Raw genomic sequence first — 26,510 nt, 5'->3', positions numbered from 1 at the left:
GGCTAGGCGGCCCGGCCGGATGCGGACGGGCGGCCGGTGCCGCCACGGCGCCCGGCGTCACCGGCGGCGGCGGACCGGCTCCGGCCGCCGGGACGGCCGCGCCGGCCCCGGGACGAGCGCGAGCCGGCGGCCGCGCCCCCGCGGGGACGCTCGACGGCGGGCACGGTGATCACGACGGGCACACCGGAGGGCGTGCGCGCCCCGGTGATCCGGCTCAGCTCCGCCTCGCCCGACCGCACGGCCGTGGTCCGCGGGGTGATGCCGGCGGTGACCAGCAGCCGGTTCATGTCGCGCCGCTGGTCGGGGGTGACCAGGGTGACGACACTGCCGGACTCCCCGGCGCGGGCGGTACGGCCGCCGCGGTGCAGGTAGTCCTTGGGGTCGCTCGGCGGGTCGACGTTGACCACGAGGTCGAGGCTGTCGACGTGGATGCCGCGCGCCGCCACGTTGGTGGCGACCAGGACCGTCACGTGCCCGTCCTTGAACTGGGCCAGGGTCCGGGTGCGCTGCGGCTGCGACTTGCCGCCGTGCAGGGCGGCGGCGCGCACCCCGTTGTTCAGCAGGTGCTTGGTCAGCCGGTCCACGCGGTGCTTGGTGTCCAGGAACATGATCACGCGCCCGTCGCGGGCGGCGATCTCGGTGGCGGTCCGCTGCTTGTCCGTGTCGAGGACGTGCAGCACGTGGTGCTCCATCGTGGTGACCGCCCCGGCGGAGGGGTCGACGGAGTGGACCACCGGGTCGCTCAGGTAGCGCCGGACCAGCCGGTCGATGTTGCGGTCCAGGGTGGCCGAGAACAGCATCCGCTGCCCGTCCGGGCGTACCCGGTCCAGCAGCGCGGTGACCTGGGGCATGAAGCCCATGTCGGTCATCTGGTCGGCCTCGTCCAGGACGGTGACGGCGACGTCGTCGAGCAGGCAGTCGCCGCGGTCGATGAGGTCCTTGAGCCGTCCGGGCGTCGCCACCACGACCTCGGCGCCGCCGCGCAGCGCGCTGGCCTGCCGCCCGATGGACATGCCGCCGACGACGGTGGCCGTGCGCAGCTTCAGCCCCCGGGCGTAGGGGGTGAGCGCGTCGGTGACCTGCTGGGCCAGTTCCCGGGTGGGGACGAGGACCAGGGCCAGCGGCTGCCGCGGCAGGGCACGCCGTCCGGCGGTGCGGGCCAGCAGGGCGAGGCCGAAGGCGAGGGTCTTGCCGGAGCCGGTGCGGCCCCGGCCGAGCACGTCCCGGCCGGCCAGCGAGTTGGGCAGGGTCGCCGCCTGGATGGGGAACGGCGCGGTGACGCCTTCGTGGCGCAGCACTTCCAGCAGCGCCGGCGGCAGCTCCATGTCGGTGAACGACTCGACGGGCGGCAGCGCGGGCACGGTCGTCACCGGCAGCGCGAATTCGCCCTGCGGTACGACGGCGGCGGGACGGCGTCCCTTACCGCGGTTGTCGCGGCGGGGGGCACGGGTACGGCTCTGGCTCATAGGCAAGATGTCAGACTTCCTTGATACGGCACGATCAAGGGAAATCGCGCAGCGAATGAGGAGGAGAGGGGCGCCGGAAATACGGCGAGCCGGGGCCCGCACCCCCAAGGTGCGGGTCCCGGCTGCGAGGTATGCGTCAGCGCCGGCGATGTCAGGCGGGGACGATGTTCTCGGCCGTCGGGCCCTTCTGGCCCTGCGCGATGTCGAACGTCACCTTCTGGCCCTCGGTCAGCTCACGGAAGCCCTGGGTGGCAATGTTCGAGTAGTGGGCGAAGACGTCGGCGCCGCCGCCGTCCTGCGCGATGAAGCCGAAGCCCTTTTCGGAGTTGAACCACTTCACGGTGCCGGATGCCATATTTTTCTCCTTCGGTACGGTGTTCGAAACCCACTCTGTGCGGGCTTCGGTCGCCGCTAATGATCACCCCGTAGGAAAAAACCTTCTGGCAACCACAACTGCAACTGCTAACGACAGTAGCACGATGGCCCCTCGTGCGGCGCGTGGCAAAGAACTCCCCCACACGCCTCTCACGTGGGAATACTGTCCGGTGGCGACGGAAAATTCTCCCGTCGCGAGCACAGATATCCACCCCTCGGGAGGGCCGGACGGATGGTCCGGACGGATGGTCCGGATGGAGGGTCCGGACGGGGGCTAGTATCCGGCCATGGCGCTGACCGTGCAGGACGTCGACCGGTTCGAGGCGGCCCGGCCCCGCTTGGGAGCCATCGCCTACCGTCTCCTCGGTTCCGCGAGCGAGGCGGAGGACGCCGTGCAGGAAACGTTCCTGCGCTGGCAGGCCGCCGACCCGGCCCGGATCGAGGTCCCCGAGGCGTGGCTGACCAAGGTCCTCACCAACCTCTGCCTCAACCAGCTCACCTCGGCCCGCGCCCGCCGCGAGACCTACGTCGGCCAGTGGCTGCCCGAGCCGCTGCTCGCCGGGGACCCGATGCTCGGCCCCGCCGACACCGCCGAACAGCGCGAGTCGCTGTCGTACGCCGTGCTCACCCTCCTGGAGCGCCTCACCCCCAACGAGCGGGCGGTGTACGTCCTGCGGGAGGCGTTCGACTACGGGCACCGGGAGATCGCGGAGATCCTCGACCTCACCGAGGCCGCCAGCCAGCAGATCCTGCACCGCGCCAAGAAGCACGTCGCGGCCGGCCGGGCCCGTACCGAGATCGACCGGGCCGCCGCGCGGCGGGTCGTGGAGGAGTTCCTCGCCGCCGCGGCCAGCGGCCGCACCGAACCGCTGGTGGCGCTGCTCACCCAGGACGCCATCGCGGTCGGCGACGGCGGCGGGAAGGTCCCGGCGCGCACCAAGGCGTGGGAGGGCGCGGTGGCGGTCGCGAAGTTCATGCGGGGCCTGTTCCGGCCCGGCCAGGCCAAGCGGAACCTGGTCGGCGGTGTGGCGGAGGTCCACGCCGCCACCGCCAACGGCGAGCCCGCCCTCGTCGTGGTCGTCGACGGCCGGGTGATCGGCGTGATGTGCCTGGAGGTCACGGCGGACGGCATCGCCGCGTTCCGCAGCCAGGCCAACCCGGACAAGCTCGTCCGCGCGACCCGCCACTGGGCGGCCACCGGCCACGGCGACCCGCTGCTCACCCTCTGACCCGACCGATGTGACCGCAGTCACACTCCGCACCTGTCAGGAAAGCGGGCCCCGCCCGGTTCAGGGGGTGATTCCTCACCAGGAGCAGACAGGAGCAGGGACATGCGGCACCGCATCATCGTTCTCGGAGCCGGATACACCGGAGCCATCGCCGCCGGCCGACTCGCCAGGCGGCTGCGCCCCGAGGACGTCGACATCACCCTCGTCAACGCCGAGCCCGACTTCGTCGAACGCGTCCGGATGCACCAGCTCGCGGCCGGCCAGGACCTCAAGGCCCGCCCCCTCGCCGAGATGTTCCGGGGCACCGGCGTCACGCTGCGGATCGCGAAGGTCGCGGCGGTGGACGCCGACCGCAGGACGGTCGCCCTGGCCGACGAGAGCGAACTGGAGTACGACACTCTGGTCCACGCCCTCGGCAGCGGCTGGAACACCCAGGGCGTCCCCGGCACCACCGAGCACGCCCACGACATCGCCGGCCGCGCCGGTGCGCTGAAGCTGCGCGAGCGCCTGGCCCGCCTGGCCGCCGGGCAGTCCGTCCTCGTGGTGGGCGCCGGCCTGACCGGCGTGGAGGCCGCGACCGAGATCGCCGAGGCCCGCCCCGACCTCGACGTCGCCCTCGCCGCCCGCGCCGGCCTCGGCGACTGGCTCTCGCCCAAGGGGCGCCGGCACCTGCGCAAGGTCTGCGGCCGGCTGGGCATCACCGTGCACGAGCACACCCGCGTCACCGCCGTCGGGGCCGACCACGTCACCACCGCCGACGGCACGGTCCTGCCGGCCGAGGTCACCGTCTGGACCGCGGGCTTCGCCGTGCACCCGATCGCGCGGACCACGACCCTGAAGTGCGCCGACTCCGGCCAGATCATGGTCGACGAGACCATGCGCTCGCTCTCCCACCCCGACGTGTACGCCATCGGTGACGCCGCCCTGGTCATGGGCCCCGGCGACAAGCCGCTGCGGATGTCGTGCGCCTCGGGCGTCCCCACCGCGTGGCAGGCCGCCGACGCCCTCGCGGCCCGGCTGACCGGCCACAAGGTCCCGCGCGTGCCGATCCGCTACTTCAACCAGTGCGTCTCGCTCGGCCGCCGCGACGGCCTCATCCAGTACGTCACCGCCGACGACCGCGCGAAGGACGCCGCCCTGACCGGCCGCCTCGCCGCCACCTACAAGGAACTCATCTGCAAGGGCGCCGCCTGGGGCGTCACCCACCCCACCCTCACCCCGACCCGCCGCCACCCCGTCACCAACCCCCAGCCGACGACACCGACCAGGTCGGCGGCCTGACCTCCACCCGCCGGGACCGGGCCCCGGGCGATCGGGGCCCGCCGTTTTCCGGCAGGACGGCTACGCGGCACGCCTGTCGGGGCTAAAGTTGCGCCCTGCATTGAGTGTGCCGCGCGTCACACCCCGGGGTCGGGGGAGGACGGGGGACGGCCCCTGGGCCGCCGTGACGCGCGCTGTCGGGGTGGGGGGTTCCATGTACGAATTGACCAAGGGTGCCAACGTGGGTCTGGCGGCCCTCAGCGAGAGCGTCGACTCCGTGATCGTGAGTCTGGGCTGGACCAGCCCGACGGGCGAGGGCGACGCGGATGTCTCGGTGCTGTTGCTGGACGCGAGCGGCAAGGTGCGCAGCGACGCCGACTTCTACTTCTACAACAACCCCGTCGCGCCGGACGGGAGCGTGCAGCTCCTGGGCAAGACGCCCACGGGAGGCGGCAGCGAGGACCGGATCGGTTTCGACCTGACGGCGGTCCCGGCGGCCGTCGACCGGATCGTGGTCGCCGCGAGCCGGGACGCGGGGGCGCACTTCGGGGAGCTGGGCGATCTGGAGCTGACGTTGGCCGACGGGTCCGGTGAGAACCTGCTCCGGTTCGCGATCGAGGACGCCGGGCCGGTGAGCGCGTTCATCTTCGGCGAGTTCTACCGCCGCGGCGGGGAGTGGAAGCTGCGGGCCGTCGGCCAGGGCTACGACGCCGGCCTGGCCGGTCTGGCGACGGACTTCGGCGTCGATATCGACGACGACGCGGCGGCCGGGGAACCTCAGGACGACGTACCGGCGGAGACGGCGGAGACGGTGATGCCCGCGGCGGACGAGACTCGGCCGCCGCTGGAAGCCGTCCCCGCCCCCCGGCAGCCCGGCGAGGGCACCGCGCCGGGGCGGAAACCGTCCAGGCCCCGCACCGCCAAGAAGAAGATCACCCTGCCCAAGGCGCCCAGGAAGACCCTGGCGGAGAACGAGTCGTGGCGGGAGGCCCGGCTCTTCCCGGTCTCCGCCCTCAAGAGCGACCGGGACCGCGAGACCCGGGCCACCTCGGTGCTGCTGTCGGTGATGGCGCAGATCCCGGAGTTCGGCCGGCGGCTCACCGCCGCGTTCGGCGCACCGGCGGGCCGGATGGAGACCTTCACCGAGGTGTCGCTGCCGCACGGCGACAGCCCGCGCCGCCCCGACGGTGTGATCCGGGTGGAGCGGGCCGGGAAACTGTGGACCGCGCTGGTCGAGACGAAGACGAACGGGAACGCCCTCAAGGCCGAGCAGGTGCAGGCGTACATGGACATCGCCGCCCGCCGGGGCTACGAGGCCGTCATCACCCTGTCGAACGACGTCGCCCTGGAGGGCAGTCCGCTGGTCGACGTCCGGATCGACGGCCGACGCAAGCACAAGGTGGCGCTGTGGCACCTGTCCTGGGCGGAGGTGGCCCACCAGGCGCAGATGCTGATCCGCCACGAGGGCGTGGGCAACGTGGCACACGCCTGGCTGCTCCAGGAACTGTTGCACTACCTCCAGCACGAGAACTCCGGCTGCCACGGCTTCCAGAACATGGGCGCGGCCTGGGTCCCTGTACGCAGGGGGATCGACGACGAGACCCTGTGCCAGGGCGACTCGCGGGCCCTGGAGGTCGTGGAGAGCTGGGAACGGCTCATCCGCCAGGTCTGCCTGCGGCTCGGCGGCGAACTCGGACAGAAGGTGCTGCCCGTCCAGCGCGCCCGGCGCGGCACGGACCCCGCCGCCCGCCGGGCCCTCCTGGCCGACCAGCTCTGCCTGCACGGCAGGCTCCAGGCCGAGCTGCGCATCGAGGGCACGCCCGGTGTCCTGGCGGTCACCGCGGACCTGCGCACCGGCAGGCTCCGCACGTCCGTCGAGATTCCGGCGCCCGAGCAGGGCTACCCCCTCACCTGGGCGAAGCGGCTCGTGCGGCGGCTCGCGGAAGCACCCGCCGACCTGCACATCGAGACGCTCGTGGAGGGAGAGACGGGTGGCCCCCGGGGGACCCTGGAGCGGCTGCGCCCGGAGCCGGCGGACATGCTGCCGAAGAACGGCACGCAGATCACCGGGTTCCGCCTGTCCCTCATCAAGAGCATGGGCAGCGGCCGGGGCAGCGCCGAGTCCGGTTTCATCCGCAGCGTCGACGACGCGGTCCACCGCTTCTACGCCACGGTCGTCACCCACCTGGACCGTCCGGCCCCGAGGACACGGGAGAGCGCCGACGTTCCACGGTCCGCGGCCCCCGCCTGACCGGTCGGCCCGCGGGGCCTCGCGATCAGCCCGATCCGGTGCGGGAGCCCTCGGCGGCCTGCTGGGCCGCTCGGCGGTACTCGGCGTTGATGCGCTGGGCCTCTTCCAGTTGGTCCTCGAGGATGACGATGCGGCAGGCGGCCTCGATGGGGGTGCCCCGGTCCACCAGTTCGCGGGCGCGGGCGGCGATCCGCAGTTGGTAGCGGGAGTACCGGCGGTGGCCGCCTTCCGAACGCAGGGGAGTGATCAGGCGGGCCTCGCCGATGGCCCGCAGGAAGCCCGGGGTGGTGCCGAGCATCTCGGCGGCCCGGCCCATCGTGTAGGCGGGGTAGTCGTCGTCGTCCAGACGATCACTGAGCGGAGTATCTGCTGGCATGTCACCTCGTAGTGCAACGCGTCGAGGGGCCCCGGTGCCGTACGGCACCAGGGCCCCGAAGGAAATTGAACACCATCTGCCGGCCCTCGTGCTCGGCCGACCTTCTGTTTCCGCTACCCGGCCCGGTCGGGGCGAGGGTGCGGGGATCGCGGCTGCGTGACCGTGGACCACCATCCAATCCGGGGTCTTGCGGTACCCGGCCGGAAGCTTCCCGGACCGGGCGATCCTGATGGCGTCTGCCTCCTCCGTTCTTACTCTCTACCCGTTGCCTGATGGCGCCGTCCGGCTCCGGCTGCGAACTCCGGAACCGCACGGACCTGCGTACTTCGTGATGCTTCTGCCCGCCAGTTCGTGTCTGCCGGGTCTCACTGGACTATGTCGACTACCAGAACCTTAACCACACCAGGAGCCAATGTCTACTCTGGCAAGAGTAGATTTTCTGAGTCGACCGGAACGGAGCAAGGCGAAGCGGACCGGCGCCGGAACGACGATGAGGGCCCTGCCGACGCGCGTCGGCAGGGCCCTCATCGGGTCTTCGGGGGGTGGCGGTCTCCCGCCGGTGTCACACCGCCGGAGCGGCGGCGGCTCCGCCGAGCAGCGCGGACGCCGTCTGCAACGGGGTCGGACCGCCCGCCGGCGCGGTCGCCGGGAGGTCGTGGCAGGTGAAGCCGAGGCGGGTCATGGCCCGGACGACCTCGCCGCTGGTGAAGTCGCGGCGGTCCTGTCGGGTGACGACCTGGCCCACCTGCTTGACCGGGTAGCGGCGGCGGCCGATGGTCACGGACTCGCCGGTGACCAGCTCGGGCCGGACGCCCTTCATGGCGGCCAGCACCCCGCTCTTGGTCAGATCGAACGGGTACCGGGCGATGACACAGCGCATGGGGACCTCACGGGGGAGTGGAGCGGAGCGGGCGGGTCGCGGTCAGCGGGTGGGGGCGAGGACGTCGCGCAACCGGACCCGGTCCGTGTAGAGGGGGCTGTCGCGGAGTACGGCCAGCCGGGCCAGTGTGATCAGGCCCACGCTCTGGTCGTCCCCGTCGCAGAGCACGAGGCGGTCGACCCGGGCGCCGGCCATCAGGGACAGCGCCACCTCGACCGTCATGTCGTCCCGCACCCGGGGCCCGGCCGCGTTCCCGCGCCGCGCCTCGGTCATCCGGACCGGCGGGACCGTCCGGACCGTCTCGACCGTCTGGACCGCATTCATACGTGCCTCCTGCAAACGCCAAGAACCGATACGGGTCGAGTAGGGCACCCGGAAATGCGGCGAGCCGGGACCCGCACCCCAAGGTGCGGGTCCCGGCTGCGAGATTCGCGTCAGCGCCGGATGATCAGGCGGGGACGATGTTCTCGGCCGTCGGGCCCTTCTGGCCCTGGGCGATGTCGAACGACACCTTCTGGCCCTCCAGCAGCTCACGGAAGCCCTGGGTGGCGATGTTCGAGTAGTGGGCGAAGACGTCGGCGCCGCCGCCGTCCTGCTCGATGAAGCCGAAGCCCTTTTCCGCGTTGAACCACTTCACGGTGCCAGTAGCCATTTTATTTCTCCTTCGGAGGGCGGAATCAGAATTCACTCTGTGTGAATTCCGCGTCGCCGTGGTGATTACCCCGTCGGAAATTAACCCTCTGGCAACCACACCTGCAACTGAGAACGACAGTAGCACGCCGCGATCGCTTCTGCCTGTTTCCGCATCACCACCGACCGGCGGGAGAAGGAATACTCGCCGATCGCGGCAGCTAATTCTCCTTTCTCCAGCACAGATATTTTTTCGTCAGTGGTAGGCGTGGACGACGGCGTGGCCCTTGCCGCGGCCGATCATCCACTTGTTGACCGGCGTGGTGAGCAGGAAGGCCACGGCGAAGCCGCCCAGCAGCGTGGACCAGAACAGCCCGTCCGCCAGGTGGGCCTCCATCGCGCCCGGCACCAGGGCGATGGTGCCGTTGTCGACCAGTTCCATCACCGCGATGGAGACGGTGTCGGCGGCCAGCGCCACCTTGACCGCGGTCCTCGGGGAGACTCCGGCGCGGATCACCGCGTAGAGGGTGAGGGAGTAGCCGAAGACGAAGGCCAGGGCGATCGCCAGGACCACGGTCGGCGCGTTGCCCCATCCCAGGGCGGTGCCGACGGCCATGCCGAGGATCTCGCCGATGGCGCACCCGGTGAGGCAGTGCAGTGTCGCCCGCGCGGCGGTAGCCCAGGTGGTGCCGTGCGCGTGTCCGGCCGCGGCGTGATCGTGGTGCGTGGTGTGGTCCATGACGTGCCTCCCCGTTCGGCGTCCGATCGTGGGACCTGACGGCCCCACGATCGGTCAACCATATACCCCCCTGGGGTATTCCTCGCGGGTCAGTCCTCGCCGAGGAGGCGGTTCATCCGCTCGATCTCCGCGCTCTGCGAGGTGATGATCTCTTCGGCCAGCTCGGTGGCGGGGGCGTAGGCACCGTCGGCCCGCTCGGTCCTGGCCATCGCGACCGCGCCCCGGTGGTGCTCGATCATCATGGTGAGGAAGGCGGTGTCGAACGCCGTGCCCGAGGCATGCGCCAGCCCGGACATCTCCTCGTCCGTCATCATGCCGCCCATGCCGTGCGCGGAATGGTCCATGGCCCCCTCGGCGGGGACCTCCTCGCCCCAGGAGGTGAGCCAGCCGGAGAGGGTCCTGATCTCCGGGGCCTGGGCCTTCTCGATCTCGGCGGCGAGCCGCCGCACCTCGGCCGACCGCGCCCGGCCCGGCGCGAGGCCGGCCATCTCGACGGCCTGGCGGTGGTGCGGGATCATGCCGCTCGCGAAGGCGACGTCGGCGGCGTTGGGCCGGCCCGGTGAGGCCGACGGCGAGGCGGTGGTGCGGTGGCCGCCGTGTCCGGCCGGGCCGTCACCGTCACCGCCTGCGCAGTTGGCCAGGACCAGCACCGCCGCACCGGCGGCGAGGACGGCGGCGGACCGCCGCGGCAGAGAACGCTTGTACGTCATCGGGGTACAACTCCTCACACGTGCTGCGCACAGCACGTGGTCGTACGGACGAAAGGGCATGCCGGAACACGGCGTCCGGCACCGGACGCCGTGCGGGTCGGCCCTATATCCGCAGGAGTTGCAGCTCGGAGAGGTCGGGCGGCGCCCGCCCGGTGCGCGGCGCCCGCGGGGCCGCCCCGGCGGGCGGCGACGCGGCGGCAGCGGCCGGCGCGGCACCGACGAGCGCCGGGGGCGAGTACGCCGAACCGGTCCCGGCGGCGGCGCACAGGCCGTCGGCGTGATGGGCACGGCCCGGCGCCCCGCCGTTGTGCGCGCACTCCCCGTCGCCGCCCAGGCGCGACGACGCGGCCACCGCCCGCGAGTACCCGGCGCCCGGCTGTCCGGCGCCCGGGGACGCGGCGCCCGGGTGTCCGGTGCCCGAGGACGCGACGCCCGAGCGTCCGGCCTCCGGGTGCGCGACGTCCGAGCGTCCGCTGCCCGGGGATGCGACGTCGGAGCGTTCGGCCCCCGGGTGCGTGGCACCCGAGCGTTCGGCCTCCGGGGACGCGACGCCCGAGCGTCCGGCCCCCGGGCGCGCGACGTCCGAGCGTCCGGTGCCCGGGTGTCCGGTGGCCGCGTGTCCGGCGGCCGGGTGCGCCGCGGCCGTCGCCGTCCCGCCGGGGGCCAGGCCGTGCATCGCCAGCAGTCCGGCCAGCAGCACCAGCACCACCAGCGCGAACGGCCGCCCGGCCGGATGGCGGCGGCTCGTTCGCGGAGTCCTGGACACGCGTCTCATCGTACGAGGGCACCGGCGCGGCCACCGGCCGCCGCCCCGTCCGCCCGCTCAGTCCTGGTCGTCGGTCTCCAGCGCCCCGGTCCCGTCCGCCTGGCGGAGGCTGATCTCCACGTGGCCGTCGACGACCCGGGTGTCGAAGGCGGGCTGGGGCGCGGTGGCGGGACCCCGGACGTTCCAGCCGTCCGAGAGCCGGAAGACGCTGCCGTGCCAGGGGCAGGTCACGCACCCGTCGGCGACCGCGCCCTCCGACAGCGGCCCCGCCAGATGGCTGCACCGGTCGGCCAGCGCGTGGAAGGTCCCGCCGGTCTCGCGCACCACCAGGACCGGTACGTCGTCCACGGAGCGCCGCACGGGTTCGCCGGCCGGGAACTCGCTCACCGCGCCGACCCGGTGCCAGCCCGCGCCGACGACGTGCGGCACCTCCTCGGCGTGGTTGGCGCCGGCCGCCTGCCGGTAGGCGAGGTGGCCGCCCAGCATCCCGCCGACGCCGGCCGCGGTCAGCCCGAGGAAGCCGTACGCCCGTCCGGCGCCGCGCCGCCCGGCGAGTCGGCACAGCAGGGAGGCGCCGTACAGGCCCACGGCGGCCGTGTTGGCCGCGGCGTGCACCAGGCCCACCCGGGTCTGCTCCCGGCGCAGCTCGGCCCAGTCGACCGCGCCCGCCAGCGCGGCGGGACCGGCCGCCGCCAGCCCGACGCCCACCAGGACGCCGGCCCCCCGGGACCGGCCGGGCAGCAGGTCGAGGACCGCGGCCGACAGCCAACTGCCGATCGGCACCTGCACCATCAGCGGGTGCACGGGATGGCCGAGCCACCGGCCGTGCAGCGCGTCCCGCGCCCGGCCGAGCGGCAGCGACCGCACCTTCCGGGTCAGCGCGTCGATCGCGGCGTCCGCTCTGGGATCACGCTCCAGGGCGTCCAGCAGCGACAGCATCCGGTTCTGGCCCATACGGCGACGACCTGGCTTCTCGCTCATGGGCGCAGGGTCCCCCCGGGCGGCCGGGGACAAACAGCCGCCCGCGCGGGCATGCCCCGCGCACCCGTGGCGGCACCGGGAACCGGCCGGTCGGCCCCGCCCCCGAACGGATGCATGGGTTCAGCCATCCGGCCGCCTACCGCGTCCGCGAGACGTCCGGATCGGCGGAACGTGGACTAACTTCCACGCGTCTGGATACGCACTGCCCGGCCCGCCCGACGGAAACCTGGCAGCCGCCCGAGCTTCGACGCCCCCCCACGCTGTGATCGAGGACTTCAATGGCGACACAAACGACCGAGCCACTCTCCCCGGCACCGGCGGCGGAGGGACGACGCGGCAGAGGCCGAGTGATCATTTCCTGGCTCACCACGACCGATCACAAGAAGATCGGCCACCTCTACCTGATCACCTCGTTCGCGTTCTTCCTGATCGCGGGCGCCCTGGCGATGATGATCCGGGCGGAACTGGCCCGCCCCGGCATGCAGATCGTCTCCACCGAGCAGTACAACCAGGCGTTCACGATGCACGGCACGATCATGCTGCTGCTGTTCGCCACCCCCACCTTCGCCGGGTTCGCCAACGCGATCATGCCGTTGCAGATCGGGGCGCCGGACGTCGCCTTCCCGCGGCTGAACATGTTCGCGTACTGGCTGTTCCTGTTCGGCGGGCTGATCGTCATGACCAGCTTCTTCACCCCGCAGGGCGCCGCCGACTTCGGCTGGACGGCGTACACCCCGCTGAGCGGCCCGATGCGCACCGCGTACGTCGGCGGCGACCTGTGGATCATGGGGCTGGGGCTGTCCGGGTTCGGCACCATTCTGGGCGCGGTCAACTTCATCACCACGATCATCGGGATGCGGGCGCCGGGCATGACGATGTTCCGGATGCCGATCTTCACCTGGAACGTGCTGCTCACCTCGGTGCTGGTGCTGCTGGCCTTCCCGGTCCTGGCGGCGGCCCTGCTGGTGCTGGAGGCCGACCGGCGGTTCGGGGCGCAGGTGTTCGACGCCGCCAACGGCGGGGCGGTCCTGTGGCAGCACCTGTTCTGGTTCTTCGGCCACCCGGAGGTCTACATCCTCGCCCTGCCGTTCTTCGGCGTGGTCAGCGAGATCATCCCCGTCTTCTCCCGCAAACCGATCTTCGGCTACATGGGCCTGATCGGCGCCACCATCGCCATCACCGGTCTCTCCGTCGTCGTATGGGCGCACCACATGTTCGCCACCGGTGCGGTGCTGCTGCCGTTCTTCTCCTTCATGAGCTTCCTGATCGCGGTGCCGACGGGGGTGAAGTTCTTCAACTGGATCGGCACCATGTGGAAGGGCTCGCTGTCGTTCGAACCACCCATGCTGTGGGCGGCCGGGTTCCTGGTCACCTTCCTGTTCGGCGGCCTGACCGGGGTGCTGCTGGCCTCGCCGCCGCTGGACTTCCACGTCACCGACAGCTACTTCGTCGTCGCCCACTTCCACTACGTGCTGTTCGGCACGATCGTGTTCGCGATGTTCGGCGGCTTCAGCTTCTGGTGGCCGAAGATGACCGGCACCATGCTCGACACCCGCTTGGAGAAGGTGCACTTCTGGACGCTGTTCGCCGGCTTCCACACCACGTTCCTGGTCCAGCACTGGCTCGGCGTCGAGGGCATGCCCCGCCGCTACGCCGACTACCTGGCCGCCGACGGCTTCACCGCCCTCAACACCGTCTCCTCCATCGGCGCCTTCCTCCTGGGCCTGTCCACCCTCCCCTTCCTCTACAACGTGTGGAGGACCGCCCAGCGCGGCGTGAAGGTCGACGTCGACGACCCCTGGGGCTACGGCCGTTCGCTGGAGTGGGCCACCTCCTGCCCGCCGCCCCGGCACAACTTCGTCACCCTGCCGAGAATCCGCTCCGAATCACCCGCCTTCGACCTGCACCACCCCGCCCTGGCACAGCGGGACCAGGCGGAGAACACCGGGCAGCGCGACATCCTCGACCCCGGCGGGCACAAGGGGGACCGGTCTTGACCACCGGCCGGGCCGGCGACCGGCATCCGTCGGTCGCCGCCGAGGCCGAGGGATACCTGCTGGCGCGCGCCCGGCACGAAGAGGCGCTCCGCGACGCCGAGACGCTGTGCGCCCGGCTGCCCTGGCTCACCGGCGCCCAGGCGGACGACCTCACCCGGCAGTACGTACGGCAGCACATCGACCTCTCCCGCCGGATGCTCCTCGCCGTGCTCGAACGGGCCGAGTCCCTGCGTCAGGAGTACGAACAGCGCTACGCCGGCCTGCGCCGCCGCCTCCTCAAGGGCCACGCGGCCTGGGCCTGCGCCCTGCTGGCCGGGGCCGCCTGCGCGAGCGCCTGCCTCGACTGGACCGGGCGCTGACCCCTCCCCACCCCCCGCGAAAGGAGACCGCGATGTCCGGCGGCCCACCCCAGCACATAAGCCTCCCGTCGATCTCCCGGCAGAGCCCCGCCGAACTGGGCGGCCCGGGAAGCGTCCTGCTCCGACAGCGCCGCGACCACGCCGAACTGGACGGGCTCATGAACGCCTGGCTGGCGGCCGGGGCCGACGCCCCGTCGCGCGACCGGCTCTGGCGGGACTTCGTGCGACTCGTCTTCAGCCACGCCTTCGCCGAGGAGACCGTCCTGTGGCCGGTGCTGCGCCGCGTCGCCCCGGACGGCGAGGAACTGACCCGGCGGGTGGAGGAGGAGCACCAGGCCGTCAACGACCTGCTGGCGCGCGTCGAGGCGGACAAGGGGGACCCCCGGCGCGCGGAGTGGATCGAGGAGGCGTTCCGCCTGGTGCGCGAGGACATCAGGGACGAGGAGGACCTGCTGCTGCCCCGGCTCCGCGCCGCACTGGACGACCGGCGGCTGCGCCGGGTCGGCGCGGTGTGGGAGGCCGTGCGGCTGGCCGCCCCCACCCGTCCGCACCCGGCCGTCTCCCGCCGCCCGCCCGGGAACGCCCTGGCGGGCGTGCCGCTGAGCGGCTTCGACCGGCTGCGGGACCTGATCGCGGTGGACAGTCCCACCGGGCGGCGCGCGGCCCTTGCCCTGGCCGCCCTCGCCTCCGGCGTGGCGGTGACCGCGTGGGCGCGGCGTACGGCCCGTCGGCGCGGCTCGCGGTAGGGCCCGTACGGTCCGTGAGGTGCGCGCACGCCCGGGGAGCGGTCGCGCCGACCGCTCCCCTCGGACTTCTCGGGCCGGTGCCCGGCCGCCCGGCCGGGCCGTGCTCCGGCTCATGAGCGACGACTCAACGGCCAGGACCCGTGGACGACCCTCAAGGACGACCGCTCACGGGCGGTCGTTGGGGTAGCCCGTGGCTCCCGGGCCCCGGCCGGTGCCCCGGTCCGGGGTCTTGCGCCGGCGGGGGATGAGGCCGAGCAGACCCAGCAGGCCGGCCAGACCCCACAGTCCCCACCCTCCGCTGTCATCGTCGTCGTCGTTGTCGTCGTTCTGCTGCGCCTGGGCCTGGCTCTGCGCGGCCTGGACGCTCTGCACGGTCGCTGTCTGCACCGACACCGGTGTCTGCGCCTCCGCGGTGGCCACGGCGGGCCCCGCGAGAAGGGCGGCGGTCAGAACAGCTCCGATGGTCATGCGACGCATGGCTCTCCTCCGTGTCCCCCGGGGCGGGGGCTCTGCGTTCCATATCCGGTGACGACGCGCACGCGCGCAACAGCGCAGGACGCGGGAAACCACCGGGGAGACCGGGAGCGCTTGCGATTGCGGGGTTCGCGAGCTTCCGGCCATTGGGCCGAACGGGTGACCCCTCGGTGACCCGGGCGGCCCGGGACGGAGGGGACGGGCAGAGGCGGAGGGGGCGGACGAGACGGATGAGACGGATGAGACACCGCGCACCTCTTGAGCCGGAGGAAGGCGTGGCACGATGGGTGAATGGACATCCTCCGCAGGAACAACGTCCGTGTGATGGGGCCGGAGCACGGTCGGCCCCTTGTGCTCGCGCACGGCTTCGGCTGCGACCAGAACCTGTGGCGTTTCGTGGCCTCCGGTCTCGCAGAACACCACCGAGTGGTGCTGTTCGACTACGTCGGCTCCGGCCGTTCCGATCTGACCGCCTGGCGGGAGGAGCGCTACGCGAGCCTGGACGGTTACGCCCAGGACGTGGTCGACGTGTGCGAGGCACTGGACCTGCGGGACGCCGTGCTCGTGGGGCACTCGGTCAGCGCGATGGTCGGCGTCCGGGCCGCCGCCGCGGCCCCGGACCGGATCGGGTCGCTGGTCATGGTGTGCCCCTCGCCCTCCTACATCGACGACGCGGAGTACCGGGGCGGCTTCAGCGCGGCGGACATCGAGGAACTGCTGGACATGCTGGAGTCCAACTACCTCGGCTGGTCCGCGGCCATGGCCCCGGTCATCATGGGCAACCCCGACCGCCCCGAGCTGGGCGAGGAACTCACCAACAGCTTCTGCGCGACCGACCCGGAGGTGGCGCGGGTCTTCGCGCGCACCACGTTCCTCACCGACGCGCGGCGGGACCTGAAGACGGTCGCCGTCCCCACCCTGATCCTCGAATGCGAGCAGGACGCCATCGCCCCGCGCGAGGTCGGCGCCTACGTGCACGCCTCCATCCCCGGCAGCTCTCTGGTCACGCTGCCCGCCATCGGCCACTGCCCGCAGTTGAGTGCTCCGCAGGCGACCCTGGCAGCGATCACCACGTTCCTGGAAACTTTGGAGTGATATCCCGCCCCGAGCCGGACCCCCCTGATGCCGGCTCGTACCCCTCCATCGACTCCGATGTCCTCGCCCTGCTGGAGGACAGCACGGAGGAGCTCTACGAGTCCGCTCCGTGCGGTTATCTGTCCACCTTGATGGACGGCACCATCGTCAAGATCAACCAGACGCTGCTGGACTGGCTGGGCCTCTCCCGGGACGAGGTCGTACGCCGCAGACGCTTCAGCGATCTGCTGACCGTGGGCGGCAAGCTCTACCACGAGACCCACTTCGCACCGCTGCTGCGCATGAAGGGGCAGGTCGGCGGCATCGCGATGGACATGAAGGTCACGGACGGGGCCCGGCTGCCGGTGCTGCTCACCTCGACCGTGAAACGCGGCGCGGACGACCGGCCCCTGCTGATCCGCACGACCGTCTTCGACGCCACCGACCGGCGCGCCTACGAACGGGAACTGCTCCGCGCCCGCCAGTCGGCGGAGAAGGCCCGCCGGCAGGCCGAGGCCGACCGCGAACGCCTGCGCGAGGCACTGGCCGTACTCCAGCAGAGCCTGCTCCCGGCCAGTCTGCCGGCCGTCCCCGGCGTGGAGACCGCCGTCCACTACCACACGGCCTCCCCGATCCAACTGGGCGGGGATTTCTACGACCTGTTCCCCCTCGGCGACGAGCGCTTCGCCTTCTTCCTCGGCGATGTCTGCGGCAAGGGCCCGCAGGCCGCGGCGGTGACCTCCCTGGTGCGCTACACCCTGCGCACGGCGGCCCTCCAGGGCCTCGCCCCCGAAGCCGTCCTGTCCACCCTGAACACCGCGCTGCTCGCCCGGTACGTCGACGGCGACCCGCGGTACTGCACCGCCATCTTCGGCATCCTCGAACCCGAGGGCGGGACCGTCGGCGTCAGCCTGGCCTCGGGCGGCCACCCGCCCGCGCTGCTGATCGGGGCGGACGGGGCAGCCCAGTACGTGCCGACACCCGCCGGAATGCTGGTGGGGGCCTTCCCCCAGGCGTCCTTCACGACGGTCCGCACCACGCTCGACCCCGGCGCCACCCTGCTGCTCTACACGGACGGCATCACCGAGGCACGCACGGGAGCCGAGGACGACCTGTACGGCTACGACGCCCTGCGCTCGTTCACCACCGAACTCGCCCCCGTCGGCCCGCACGACCTGATCGACTCCCTCACCGGTCTCCTCGTCGGCTTCGGCGACGGCCTGGACGACGACACGGCCCTCCTCGCCCTGGGCCGCCCGCCCCACGAGCCGCGCTGAGGCGCGGACCGGCCCGGCGGTGCTGTCGCCGCCTGCCGTTAAAGTGAGCCGATCATCACCCGCGATCAGGTGCGGGGCGGTTCTCAGGGGAGAGGGCAGGGGGGCCATCGATGTCCGTTCTTGCTACGGGGTGGGTCCGAAGACGTGCCGCGGCGGGGGTGTGCGGGGCGGCGCTGACCGCCTCGCTGCTGCTCGCGCCCGTTGCGACCGCGACGGCGACCGCGACGGCGACCGCGACGGCGACCGCGGTGGAATCGGGCGGCGGTCCGGTGACGGCGGGGACGGTCCCGTCGGCGGAGGCGGACGCGGAGGCGGAAGCGGCGGCGGGCGGCGAGGCGCTCGGCGCCGGGCCGAGCGCCGAGTGGGGAGACGGCGGGCGCGTCGAGCTGGTCGACGGGCGGAACATCCGGGTCACGGGAGACGCGGGCGGCCGCGGCACCGCACCGCGTTACTCCTTCGCCTCGGCGAACGGCACGGTGACCGTGCGGCCGACGGCGGAGTCGGCGGCCGACCGCACGACCGTGCAGCTCCCGCCGGCCACGCGTACCCCCGCCGCGCGGAGCACCGCCACGGCGACCCACAAGGTGAAGCTGAGCATCACCAACGCCGACGTCGTGACCAAGCTGTTCTACGTCTGGAACCGCAAGACCTGGATGTCGTACACCGTCGACAGCGACACCTCCGGCGCCTCGTCGACCGTGAAACTGCCCCCGGGCGACTACTTCTCCGTCGCGCTGCACAGCGACTGGCGGCAGCCGAGCTACCTGCTCACCCGTACCTTCTCGGTCACCTCGGCCGCCAAGACGGTCACCTTCGACGAGCGCGCGGCCAAGGAGACCGCGATCCGCACCGACGACACCACCGCCACCCGCGACTCGGCCGCCGTGTGGATCAGCGTCCCGGGCGGCGGCCTGGCGGGCTTCGCCGGTGCGGGCGCCGGCAAGGTGTACGTCACCCCGTTCTCGGTGAGCGGCGTCTCGCTGCGCCTGCACGAGGTGCTCGGCAGGAAGGGCGCGTCGGCGAGCGCCCCGAGCCCCTACCGCTACGACCTTACCCACAGCTTCACCGGCACCGTGCCCGCCACCCCCGTCGCGAAGGTCCGGGCCTCGGCCCTGGGGAAGACGGTCACGAAGGTGGGCGCCCCGGGCACCCGGGCCACGGCCCTGCTGCAGAGCGCCCCGTCCCTCGGTGAGTGGACGGGTGCCTTCATCGGCGGCGCGGTACCGGTCGCCGGGTCGGTCACCGAGTACACCACCCCGGGTATCACCTACAGCCGGATGCTGTTCTACGGCCCCAGCGACCTGAGCCTGGACCTCCCGGACCGCACGACGGCCGCCGGGACCAACCCGGGCGAGACCCTGGGCGCGGCCCCGTACCAGCCGCTTCGCGGGGAGCGGGCCGGTTCGGAGCGCAGGTCGGGGAAGATCCGGCTGGACGAGATGTACGCCTTCGGCGACGCCGACGGCCATCCGGCCATCGACCGGCGCGCGACGTACGCGTACAAGCTCACTTCCTCCGACGGCGTCACCTACGCCCAGGCCGACGGCCTCGACGCGTACGACCCGCTCAGCTCGTCCACCCTGCCGTCGCAGCAGCGGACGTACACCCTCGACCAGACCGTGCATCGCCGGGTCCCGTACACGCGGCTGTCCACGGACGTGCGCAACGAGTGGACGTTCCGCTCGTCCTCCGGCCAGAGCGGCGAACTCCCGCTGATCGACGCCCGGCTGAGCGTCCCGGGCCTGGACGGATACGGCCGTGCCGCCGCCGGCCCGGTCCAGGTCCGGTCGGGCGCGACCACCCGCGCGACCGACCCGGCCGAGGCGAACACCAGGATCACCGGGCTCGCCTACTCCACGGACGACGGCGCCACCTGGACCGACCTGAGTGTCGCGGCCGACGGCTCGGCGACGCTCGACCTGCCCGCCACCGCCTCCTACGTCTCGCTGCGCGTCACCGCCGCCGACGACCAGGGCGGCAGCCTCCGCCGCACCATCACGCGGGCCTTCGCGGGCCCGGCGAAGCGGGGCGACGAGACGGTGGGCGCGACCCGTGTCTCGAACGTCGTGGTCAACGGCGGCAAGCGGGTCGAACTGACCGACGCGCCGTTGCAGGAGTTCACGGCCAGGTTCACCGCCACCGACCCGTCCGGGATCGCGAGCGGGGACATGTACCTCTACAAGGGCTCGTACGACACCCCCGACGCCGTGCTCTACGGCACCTGGCCGGCGACCTGCACCAGGACCGGCGCGACCACCGCCGCCTGCGAGACGCAGTTCGCCTACATCGAGCCGCGCTGGGGGCTCGGACGCAACTCCCTGGCCGGCACCTGGAAAGCGGCCGTCTGGGCGGAGTCCGCGGACGGCACGGGCCACGTCGACCAGCACGCCGCCAAGTCGGTCCCCGTGGTACGCGACACGACCCTGACGGTCAACGCCGCTCCCGAGCCGGTCGCCAAGGGCAAGACCCTCACCGTCACCGGCAAGCTGGCCCGGGTGGACTGGGAGACGTCCGGCGGCTACCACGGCTACGCCGGCCAGAAGGTGAAGCTCCAGTTCCGCAAGAAGGGGACGGACGCGTACACCACGGTGAAGACGGTCACCACCAGCGGCACCGGCGGTCTGAAGACCACGGTGAAGGCGTCGACGGACGGCTACTGGCGCTACTCCTACGCCGGTTCGACCACCACCGCCCCCGTCACCGCCCCGGGCGACTACGTCGACGTCCGCTGACCGACTTCCCGCCGGCCGCGCCCCGGTGCGGCCGGCCGGTGTCGGCGGGGGTCACCAGGTGAGGGCGTCGGCCGCGCTGGTCTGCCAGTAGGTGACGGCGGCGGCGCTGTTGAAGAGGGTGCTGTGGGGGAGCTTCAGGGTCTTCTCCTTGCCCGTCGGGTTGCCCTTCCTGTCGGTGAGCTGGACGCCCAGCGTCTTCTTCTTGCCGCCGCCCTCGCCGTCGGGGGAGTACGTGAGGATGCCCGCGTAGGCGGACCGGCCCGGCTTGAGCTTCACCACGGACTGCGGGGTGGACTCCGTCACCCACCGCAGCGGGGCCTGGGCGTCGGCGCCGGCCCGCAGGAAGGGCGCGTTGTACGCGTAGCAGGACGTGGACCCGGTGTTGGTCGCCTTGAGCAGCAGGTGGTTGATCGGGCGCGACACCTCGCTGACGGTCAGCTTCACGTTCGACGCGGTGCAGGCGGCGACCGAGGACGCCTGCTTCGGCGCGGCGGAGGCGGTCTGCCCGGCGGCCTGGACACCGACGAACGCGAGGGCGGTGGCGACGACCACGGAGGAGGCGGCCTTGCGGGACAGGAAACGGGTGGCGATACGCATGACGGACTGCTTTCTCTGAGGCGACCGTGCCGCTCGGAACAAGCCGGAGCACGGCAGGCGGGTGGGAGGTCGGGCGCGGCGGCCGACCGTCTCCGGTGCGGTGCCGTGCTGCGATGACCCAAGCCTGTGCCCCGGTCCGTCCCACCCGCCACTTTTCCGGGCAGGACGGGACGCTGGGATGCGTATACCGGCCCTGACCTGGGGAAACTGGTCTGCCCTGGGATGCCGGATGGAACGGGGGAGACCTGGGGAAACTGGTCCGCCCCGGGACGCCGGATGGAACGGGGGGACGAAGCCGGTCGCCCGCGGCGCCGTTCGCGCCGCGGGGCAGGGGATGATCCGGGCAGGGCGGCGCGGCTACGGGAGGACGATGTCGCGGCCGGGTCCGCCTTCGAGGGCGTCCTTTCCGGTGCCACCGCAGACGACGTCGTCACCGCCTTCGCCGTCCAGGGTGTCGTCGCCGGGGCCGCCGAGGAGGATGTCGCGGCCGTCCCCGCCCATGGCGTGGTCGTCGCCGGAGCCGCCGTACACGGCGTCGTCACCGCCGTAGCCCTCGAACATGTCGTCGCCCCGGCCGCCCCACATCCGCTGGCCGCCGTCGTCGCCCATCAGGTGGTCCATGCCGTCGCCGCCGTACAGGGCGGCCGGTCCCATGACCATGTCGTTCCCCGTGCCGCCCAGCACCGTGCGCGCGGTATGGGCGTGCAGTTCGTCGTCGCCGGAGCCGCCGCTGACGGTGCCGATCCCGGGGTCGAAGGCGGCGATCGTGTCGTCGCCGTCGCCGAGGAAGACGTCGATCCGGTCGGACCGGGGGCTGTCGGCGGGCAGTTCGCAGACGACGGAGGTGGTGTCCTCGGCCCTGGAGTACGCGCAGTGGTCGCCCGGTGCGAGCGGGACCACGTCGCTGAAGCCGATCCGCCGGATTCCGTCGCTGGTGTACATGGGAAATATGTTGAGATCGTTGGTCTGGCCCGCGGCGGCGGTGAAGACGATCGACTGACGTGCCCAGTCGGCTCCGACGCGGGCCTTCGCCTCGCCGGCTCCGGCGGCGGTCGCCGGGCCGATGGCGAGGCCGGTGGCCAACAGGGTCACGGCGACCGCGCTGACGGCGGCTCGGTTACGGTTCATGAGACCTCATCCCGGTGGAGTGACGGTGGGCCGGCCCGTTCGGCGTGACGCTCCTGCCGGGGGCCGGGCGGACGTGAAGGCAGTCTCCCCTCCCGATCCGGATGCGCAAGACCGCGAAGCCCCGGTAATCAACTCCGTTTTTTTCATTGACATTTCACTCAGCGGGCCTACCGTTGGGAGCGCTCCCACTACAGCTTGCCACTGGAAGGAGTCCCCCCCACATGCGCAACCAGAGTCCGTTACCCGGGCGTTCACGGTCGTCACTCCGGCGGCCTCTCCAGGCGCTCGTCATGCTGTTCGCGGTAGTCGCCGGCGCACTGACCTGGTCGGCCCCCGCCCAGGCGCACGGCACCATCGTCGACCCCGCCTCCCGCGCGTACCAGTGCTGGAAGACGTGGGGCAGCAACCACACGAACCCGGCCATGCAGACCCAGGACCCCATGTGCTGGCAGGCCTTCCAGGCCAACGCCGACACCATGTGGAACTGGATGAGCGCGCTCCGCGACGGCCTCGGCGGCCAGTTCCAGGCGCGGACCCCCGACGGGACGCTGTGCAGCAACAACCTGTCGCGGAACGCCAGCCTGGACAAGCCCGGACAGTGGAAGACCACCAACGTCAGCAACAACTTCTCGGTCCACCTGTACGACCAGGCGTCCCACGGTGCCGACTACTTCAAGGTCTACGTGAGCAAGCAGGGCTTCAACCCCAAGACGCAGAGTCTGGGCTGGGGCAACCTCGACTTCATCACGCAGACCGGCCGCTACGCCCCGGCACAGGACATCACGTTCCCCGTCCAGACCTCCGGTTACACCGGACACCACATCCTGTTCGTGATCTGGCAGGCGTCGCACCTCGACCAGGCGTACATGTGGTGCAGCGACGTGAACTTCGGCTGAGCCGGGAAGCACCGCACACGGCACCGGCCGCCGCCAGGCACCGGTGACCCAGCACCCGCCCGACCGCGCTCCGTCGGGACAGGGGACCCCTTCGGTCACCCTGCCCCGACGGGGCGTTCCGCTGTGGCCGCCACCCGGCGGATCACCGTCTCGTACGAGCTCGTGGCGACTCGGCTTCCGCTGAAGTCGACGGTCGACGGTCCGTTCCCGAGGTTCCGAGAGCTGGGTGATGCCGGGGGGGCTCGGCGGGCTTCTCGACCCGATCTGCGCACGCTCTTCGGCCGGGGCTGCGGGCGATGCCGAGCATGGCGTAGTGGACGCCGTCGCCTCTCGGGCGGCAGTCGTGGAGGATCTTCCAGCCCTTCGTCCGAGCGAGGGCATGCTCGTGCGGCCGCAGAGACATCAGCGGGCCGAGGTGGTCGGTGATCCGGTCTGCCGCGGACTTCGAGATGCCGAACAGCAGGGCCATCCGGCGCATCGTCAAGTCCGTGTGCCAGTAGGCCGCGACCAAGCAGCACTCGATCCTCCAGAGGCAGGCTCCAGGGCCGTCCCCGGCCGCCCGCGTCGGCCCCCTCGCGCCGCAGCGCGGTCACACCAATTTCCCAAAGCAGCGCGGGCTCAGCCCAGAGAACGGGCCGTGGCCAAGAAGGCTCCGACGCCGTGATCACACCAGCCACACCGTGATCATCCAACTCGTGCCCAACGGCCCTCAGCGCCGACTGCGCAACAGCGATCCGAGTGCCAAGCCGGTACCCAGACCGATCAGGGCGCCGGCCGCCGTCCGCCATACGGGCGCCGCTCCTGCGCCAGGCACGACGGGCGGACTCGGGGCAATGGCCGAGCGCGTCGGCGGTCCGGCAGCAACAGCGCGAGTGTGTTCCTCGCCCACGATGGCCAGGAAGCGACGACCGATACGGCTTCCTGACGAACTGGCGGTCCATGAGGTGCGGGCCCTGCTCCAGTAATGCCGCCCAACCTCTCCGGTGAACATCCCGGACAGCATGTCCCGCAGGAGAGGCTCGCGAATGGTCCCGATCTCATAACCCATCCACGCGTAGTTCATCATGAGGTCGGCATAGACATGCCGCTTCCGCTCATGGGGATCGGCGATGTCCGTGACGCCCCAGACAGGCTGGTAAAGCGCCATGTCCTCAAGTTCCAGGCGAACCAGTTCAAGGTAGTAGCTGCGAATCCCCTGGACCTGCTCCGCCCTGGCCTGCCGGTTCTGAACAATCAGCGAACCGGCAACACCGGCCAACGCGAGCGCCGAGACGATCGCCGACGTGAAGCCGTACGCTGCGCCGATCTGACTCAGCCTGTTCCAGTCCACGCCCTTGGAACCGGCGACCTCCTGCAGCACGAAAGGCGACCACAACAGCGCCGCCAGCACGGCCGCCGCAACTGCGACCAACCCCAGAGCCCTGCCCACCCGGCGAGCCACTGAAGCTCCAGCCGCCGACCCATGACGAGCTATCAGGTAAACCACCCCCAGGCGAGCCTGCCCCAGTGGCTAGGCCGAACCATGGGGCAGCCTATGCGCAGCCGTCCTGCCCGGCAGCGCCCGCCTGCACCAGCTCACCTTCACCGACCGGGCGAGCGCCTCTCCTTCGATGCCCACGGCATCGGGGGAGAGGGCAGCGATGCCGGCGGTTCGGTGGAGGCAGACTCGGGCCGCACCGGTCTGAAGGTGCCGAACGAGCTTGAGCTGCTGGGTGGAGCGCGTCCAACAGGGTCGGGAGGTGCCCTGGCGGGCTCAGCAGTTCGCGCTGTAGCGAACGCATCCGGGTGGTGGGGCGTGGCTGCGGTCCCAGTCGTGCTGCGTGGCCATGAGTGCTCCGCCTGCCAGGAGGGCGACCAGCAGATGTGCGATCACGGTCCAGCGGGCGCGGGAGACCGCCGCGAGAACCGCCAGGATGAGCACGGTGATCAGCAGCGTCCGTAGTCGCCCCATGTACGCCAGAGTGGCCGCGTCGATGTGCGTTTGCTCGCCTTGCGCTGCCCATACGTCGAGGCCGTAGCCGTATATCGAGTCCAGCGCGAGCCACCCGGCCTCCAGCAGGAACAACGGTATGGCGAAGGCGAGGTCCACACCCAGGCGCGTCCGATGCGACCAGGGGAGGCGCCGTCCCTGGGCTGGGATGTCGGTCATGGATGCACGGTGCCGCGAATGGTATCGGTGCGCATGAGTACCTGTACTCAACCGTGAGCGCCGCGGCAAGCTCCCCGTCTGCGGCACTCTGCCCGCAATCGTCAGGAGGCGGGCAGGCTCGTACGGGTCGCGCGAGCGGCGGCGGTGAGCTGGGTCTTGTCCTGGGCGGGCCGATAACTTGCTCCGCCTAATAGGGCACGCGAAGGGCGCGCCACCCCAAATTGGTCTAGACAACAACAAACCCCAGGCCGCTGACCTGGGGTTTGTCTCTGGAGCGGGTGACGAGAATCGAACTCGCGCTCTCAGCTTGGGAAGCTGATGTTCTACCATTAAACTACACCCGCGAAACACACGGACGAGCGGTGCAGGACCGCTGTCCGGATGCTCGCTTACTGTACCTCATCGCAGGCCCCGGGTGTTTTCGCCCTGGGGCCTGTGGTGTGTGACGGGGCTGCGGGGGAACGGAGTTGGGGCGTACGGTGGAGGGGTCCGGCGGGGACGGAGTGCCGCCTGGAGGGCCTTCCCTTTGATCCCGTACTGTGGCTTTTGTCGTCCGGGCAGCAAGCCAGACGCGGCTCTTGGGGAAGGGACTTGAAGGACTTGATGGAGCGCACCCTCGTCCGCTGTGCCGATGGGCACGTGTTCAGCACCTCGTCGTTCCCGATGCAGAAGGCCGAGCGACTCGGCCCCGGGCGGCTGGTGCGCTGTCCGCGGTGTGCGCGGCTGCGCAGTGTCGTGCCGGTGAGTTTGGAGAAGCGCTGACACCCCACGCGGGAGACCTGCCGGGCGCGTGCGGTGGCCGATTGTGGCTGCTTCGCGCGCCTTGCGTATCCTCGGGGCGTGCTTCTCTCTGACAAGGACATCCGGGCCGAGATCGATGCCGGGCGGGTCCGCATCGATCCCTACGACGACTCCATGGTGCAGCCGTCGAGCGTCGACGTGCGCCTCGACCGGTACTTCCGGGTGTTCGAGAACCACCGGTACCCGCACATCGACCCCTCCGTCGAGCAGGCGGACCTCACGCGGCTGGTGGAGCCGGAGGGGGACGAGCCGTTCATCCTGCACCCCGGGGAGTTCGTGCTGGCCAGCACGTACGAGGTGATCTCGCTGCCCGACGACCTCGCCTCGCGGCTGGAGGGGAAGAGTTCGCTGGGGCGGCTGGGGCTGGTGACGCATTCCACCGCCGGGTTCATCGACCCGGGGTTCTCCGGGCACGTGACCCTGGAGCTGAGCAATCTCGCGACCCTGCCGATCAAGCTGTGGCCGGGCATGAAGATCGGGCAGTTGTGCATGTTCCGGCTCACTTCGCCGGCCGAGCACCCGTACGGGAGCGAGCGGTACGGGTCGCGCTATCAGGGGCAGCGGGGGCCGACCGCCTCCCGTTCCTTCATCAATTTCCATCGGACACAGGTATGAGC

27 protein-coding genes, 1 tRNA gene and 1 pseudogene are annotated in these 26,510 nt (G+C 71.6%); 12 read left to right on the top strand and 17 right to left on the bottom strand.

Going from position 1 to position 26,510, the window contains the following annotated elements; all coding sequences use genetic code 11:
- Positions 1–2: 2 nt before the first annotated feature.
- A complete protein-coding gene (locus tag ACFY32_RS19520) occupies positions 3–1,466 on the bottom strand; it encodes a DEAD/DEAH box helicase (RefSeq protein WP_390674824.1) in 1,464 nt (487 codons plus the stop codon).
- Between the two features lie 151 nt (positions 1,467–1,617).
- Positions 1,618–1,821 (bottom strand): cold-shock protein, encoded by a 204-nt coding sequence (locus tag ACFY32_RS19515; RefSeq protein WP_190202996.1) that lies wholly within the window; start codon positions 1,819–1,821, stop codon positions 1,618–1,620.
- 307 nt (positions 1,822–2,128) lie between these two features.
- Here ACFY32_RS19515 and ACFY32_RS19510 point away from each other — a divergent pair, with 307 nt between their 5' ends.
- The 3 genes from ACFY32_RS19510 to ACFY32_RS19500 all read left to right on the top strand — a co-directional run bounded on the left by ACFY32_RS19510 (position 2,129) and on the right by ACFY32_RS19500 (position 6,581).
- Positions 2,129–3,070, top strand: a complete 942-nt coding sequence (locus tag ACFY32_RS19510) for an RNA polymerase sigma-70 factor (RefSeq protein ID WP_359190092.1) — start codon at positions 2,129–2,131, stop codon at positions 3,068–3,070.
- Positions 3,071–3,172: 102 nt separating this feature from the next.
- On the top strand, positions 3,173–4,351 hold the full coding sequence (locus ACFY32_RS19505; RefSeq protein ID WP_359190089.1) for an FAD-dependent oxidoreductase: 1,179 nt from the start codon (positions 3,173–3,175) through the stop codon (positions 4,349–4,351).
- 193 nt (positions 4,352–4,544) lie between these two features.
- On the top strand, positions 4,545–6,581 hold the full coding sequence (locus ACFY32_RS19500; protein ID WP_390674823.1) for a TerD family protein: 2,037 nt from the start codon (positions 4,545–4,547) through the stop codon (positions 6,579–6,581).
- A gap of 25 nt (positions 6,582–6,606) precedes the next feature.
- Here ACFY32_RS19500 and ACFY32_RS19495 read toward each other — a convergent pair whose 3' ends face one another.
- The 8 genes from ACFY32_RS19495 to ACFY32_RS19460 all read right to left on the bottom strand — a co-directional run bounded on the left by ACFY32_RS19495 (position 6,607) and on the right by ACFY32_RS19460 (position 11,663).
- Entirely contained in the window at positions 6,607–6,957 is a 351-nt protein-coding gene (locus ACFY32_RS19495) for a MerR family transcriptional regulator (protein WP_359190086.1), read from the bottom strand.
- A gap of 562 nt (positions 6,958–7,519) precedes the next feature.
- Positions 7,520–7,837: an SCO5918 family protein gene (locus ACFY32_RS19490; protein WP_359190083.1), complete on the bottom strand. Its 318-nt coding sequence runs from the start codon at positions 7,835–7,837 to the stop codon at positions 7,520–7,522.
- A gap of 42 nt (positions 7,838–7,879) precedes the next feature.
- Positions 7,880–8,110, bottom strand: a complete 231-nt coding sequence (locus ACFY32_RS19485; RefSeq protein ID WP_390674898.1) for a CBS domain-containing protein — start codon at positions 8,108–8,110, stop codon at positions 7,880–7,882.
- Between the two features lie 175 nt (positions 8,111–8,285).
- On the bottom strand, positions 8,286–8,489 hold the full coding sequence (locus ACFY32_RS19480) for a cold-shock protein (RefSeq protein ID WP_028799214.1): 204 nt from the start codon (positions 8,487–8,489) through the stop codon (positions 8,286–8,288).
- Positions 8,490–8,723: 234 nt separating this feature from the next.
- On the bottom strand, positions 8,724–9,206 hold the full coding sequence (locus ACFY32_RS19475) for a DUF4396 domain-containing protein (protein WP_390674822.1): 483 nt from the start codon (positions 9,204–9,206) through the stop codon (positions 8,724–8,726).
- Between the two features lie 89 nt (positions 9,207–9,295).
- Complete coding sequence (locus ACFY32_RS19470) at positions 9,296–9,916, bottom strand: DUF305 domain-containing protein (RefSeq protein WP_390674821.1); 621 nt, start codon at positions 9,914–9,916, stop codon at positions 9,296–9,298.
- A 103-nt stretch (positions 9,917–10,019) separates the two neighbouring features.
- Positions 10,020–10,682 carry a DUF6153 family protein gene (locus tag ACFY32_RS19465; protein ID WP_390674820.1) on the bottom strand — a complete coding sequence of 221 codons (663 nt, stop codon included), beginning with the start codon at positions 10,680–10,682 and terminating at the stop codon, positions 10,020–10,022.
- 57 nt (positions 10,683–10,739) lie between these two features.
- A complete protein-coding gene (locus ACFY32_RS19460; protein WP_390674819.1) occupies positions 10,740–11,663 on the bottom strand; it encodes a Rieske 2Fe-2S domain-containing protein in 924 nt (307 codons plus the stop codon).
- 278 nt (positions 11,664–11,941) lie between these two features.
- Between ACFY32_RS19460 and ctaD the strand changes: the two genes are divergently transcribed.
- Genes ctaD through ACFY32_RS19445 form a run of 3 tightly spaced genes read left to right on the top strand, consistent with a single transcriptional unit; the run spans position 11,942 to position 14,765 of the window.
- Entirely contained in the window at positions 11,942–13,660 is a 1,719-nt protein-coding gene (gene ctaD / locus ACFY32_RS19455; RefSeq protein WP_390674818.1) for a cytochrome c oxidase subunit I, read from the top strand.
- Positions 13,657–14,019, top strand: coding sequence for a hypothetical protein (locus tag ACFY32_RS19450; RefSeq protein ID WP_359190069.1), 363 nt, complete (start codon positions 13,657–13,659; stop codon positions 14,017–14,019). The genes ctaD and ACFY32_RS19450 overlap by 4 nt, the downstream gene beginning before the upstream one ends.
- 32 nt (positions 14,020–14,051) lie before the next feature.
- Positions 14,052–14,765 (top strand): hemerythrin domain-containing protein, encoded by a 714-nt coding sequence (locus ACFY32_RS19445; protein WP_390674817.1) that lies wholly within the window; start codon positions 14,052–14,054, stop codon positions 14,763–14,765.
- Between the two features lie 165 nt (positions 14,766–14,930).
- Here the strand turns inward: ACFY32_RS19445 and ACFY32_RS19440 are convergent, their stop codons facing one another.
- Positions 14,931–15,233, bottom strand: a complete 303-nt coding sequence (locus ACFY32_RS19440) for a hypothetical protein (RefSeq protein WP_359190063.1) — start codon at positions 15,231–15,233, stop codon at positions 14,931–14,933.
- Between the two features lie 297 nt (positions 15,234–15,530).
- On the opposite strand from ACFY32_RS19440, the gene ACFY32_RS19435 reads away from it, so the two are divergent.
- The 3 genes from ACFY32_RS19435 to ACFY32_RS19425 all read left to right on the top strand — a co-directional run bounded on the left by ACFY32_RS19435 (position 15,531) and on the right by ACFY32_RS19425 (position 20,322).
- Positions 15,531–16,334 (top strand): alpha/beta fold hydrolase, encoded by an 804-nt coding sequence (locus ACFY32_RS19435; RefSeq protein WP_390674816.1) that lies wholly within the window; start codon positions 15,531–15,533, stop codon positions 16,332–16,334.
- On the top strand, positions 16,331–17,590 hold the full coding sequence (locus ACFY32_RS19430; RefSeq protein WP_390674815.1) for a PP2C family protein-serine/threonine phosphatase: 1,260 nt from the start codon (positions 16,331–16,333) through the stop codon (positions 17,588–17,590). Before ACFY32_RS19435 ends, ACFY32_RS19430 begins: the two co-directional genes overlap by 4 nt.
- A gap of 110 nt (positions 17,591–17,700) precedes the next feature.
- Entirely contained in the window at positions 17,701–20,322 is a 2,622-nt protein-coding gene (locus tag ACFY32_RS19425) for a hypothetical protein (RefSeq protein WP_390674814.1), read from the top strand.
- A gap of 51 nt (positions 20,323–20,373) precedes the next feature.
- Here the strand turns inward: ACFY32_RS19425 and ACFY32_RS19420 are convergent, their stop codons facing one another.
- Both ACFY32_RS19420 and ACFY32_RS19415 read right to left on the bottom strand, forming a co-directional pair.
- The gene (locus tag ACFY32_RS19420; RefSeq protein WP_359190055.1) at positions 20,374–20,919 is read right to left on the bottom strand and encodes a DUF4232 domain-containing protein; all 546 of its coding nucleotides are present in this window, start codon (positions 20,917–20,919) and stop codon (positions 20,374–20,376) included.
- A 357-nt stretch (positions 20,920–21,276) separates the two neighbouring features.
- A complete protein-coding gene (locus ACFY32_RS19415) occupies positions 21,277–22,047 on the bottom strand; it encodes a calcium-binding protein (RefSeq protein WP_359190053.1) in 771 nt (256 codons plus the stop codon).
- A gap of 290 nt (positions 22,048–22,337) precedes the next feature.
- On the opposite strand from ACFY32_RS19415, the gene ACFY32_RS19410 reads away from it, so the two are divergent.
- A complete protein-coding gene (locus tag ACFY32_RS19410; protein ID WP_359190050.1) occupies positions 22,338–22,943 on the top strand; it encodes a lytic polysaccharide monooxygenase in 606 nt (201 codons plus the stop codon).
- A 382-nt stretch (positions 22,944–23,325) separates the two neighbouring features.
- On the opposite strand, the pseudogene ACFY32_RS19405 reads toward ACFY32_RS19410, so the two are convergent.
- From ACFY32_RS19405 to ACFY32_RS19390, 4 genes and pseudogenes are all read right to left on the bottom strand, one after another.
- Positions 23,326–23,620, bottom strand: a pseudogene (locus tag ACFY32_RS19405) (transposase family protein); the annotation flags it as partial.
- Positions 23,621–23,652: 32 nt separating this feature from the next.
- Positions 23,653–24,333, bottom strand: a complete 681-nt coding sequence (locus ACFY32_RS19400; protein ID WP_390674813.1) for a DUF6082 family protein — start codon at positions 24,331–24,333, stop codon at positions 23,653–23,655.
- 363 nt (positions 24,334–24,696) lie between these two features.
- Positions 24,697–25,092: a DUF6234 family protein gene (locus tag ACFY32_RS19395; protein WP_359190044.1), complete on the bottom strand. Its 396-nt coding sequence runs from the start codon at positions 25,090–25,092 to the stop codon at positions 24,697–24,699.
- A gap of 270 nt (positions 25,093–25,362) precedes the next feature.
- Positions 25,363–25,436 (bottom strand) — tRNA-Gly (locus ACFY32_RS19390).
- A gap of 247 nt (positions 25,437–25,683) precedes the next feature.
- Between ACFY32_RS19390 and ACFY32_RS19385 the strand changes: the two genes are divergently transcribed.
- Complete coding sequence (locus ACFY32_RS19385) at positions 25,684–25,854, top strand: hypothetical protein (RefSeq protein WP_390674901.1); 171 nt, start codon at positions 25,684–25,686, stop codon at positions 25,852–25,854.
- A gap of 78 nt (positions 25,855–25,932) precedes the next feature.
- The gene (dcd, locus tag ACFY32_RS19380; protein WP_359190042.1) at positions 25,933–26,508 is read left to right on the top strand and encodes a dCTP deaminase; all 576 of its coding nucleotides are present in this window, start codon (positions 25,933–25,935) and stop codon (positions 26,506–26,508) included.
- The last annotated feature ends 2 nt before the right edge of the window (positions 26,509–26,510 follow it).

Source organism: Streptomyces sp. NPDC000134, assembly GCF_042899225.1.
GTDB lineage: Bacteria > Actinomycetota > Actinomycetes > Streptomycetales > Streptomycetaceae > Streptomyces.
Note: the sequence above shows the minus strand (reverse complement) of the source record. Positions and strands in the feature narration are given on the sequence as shown.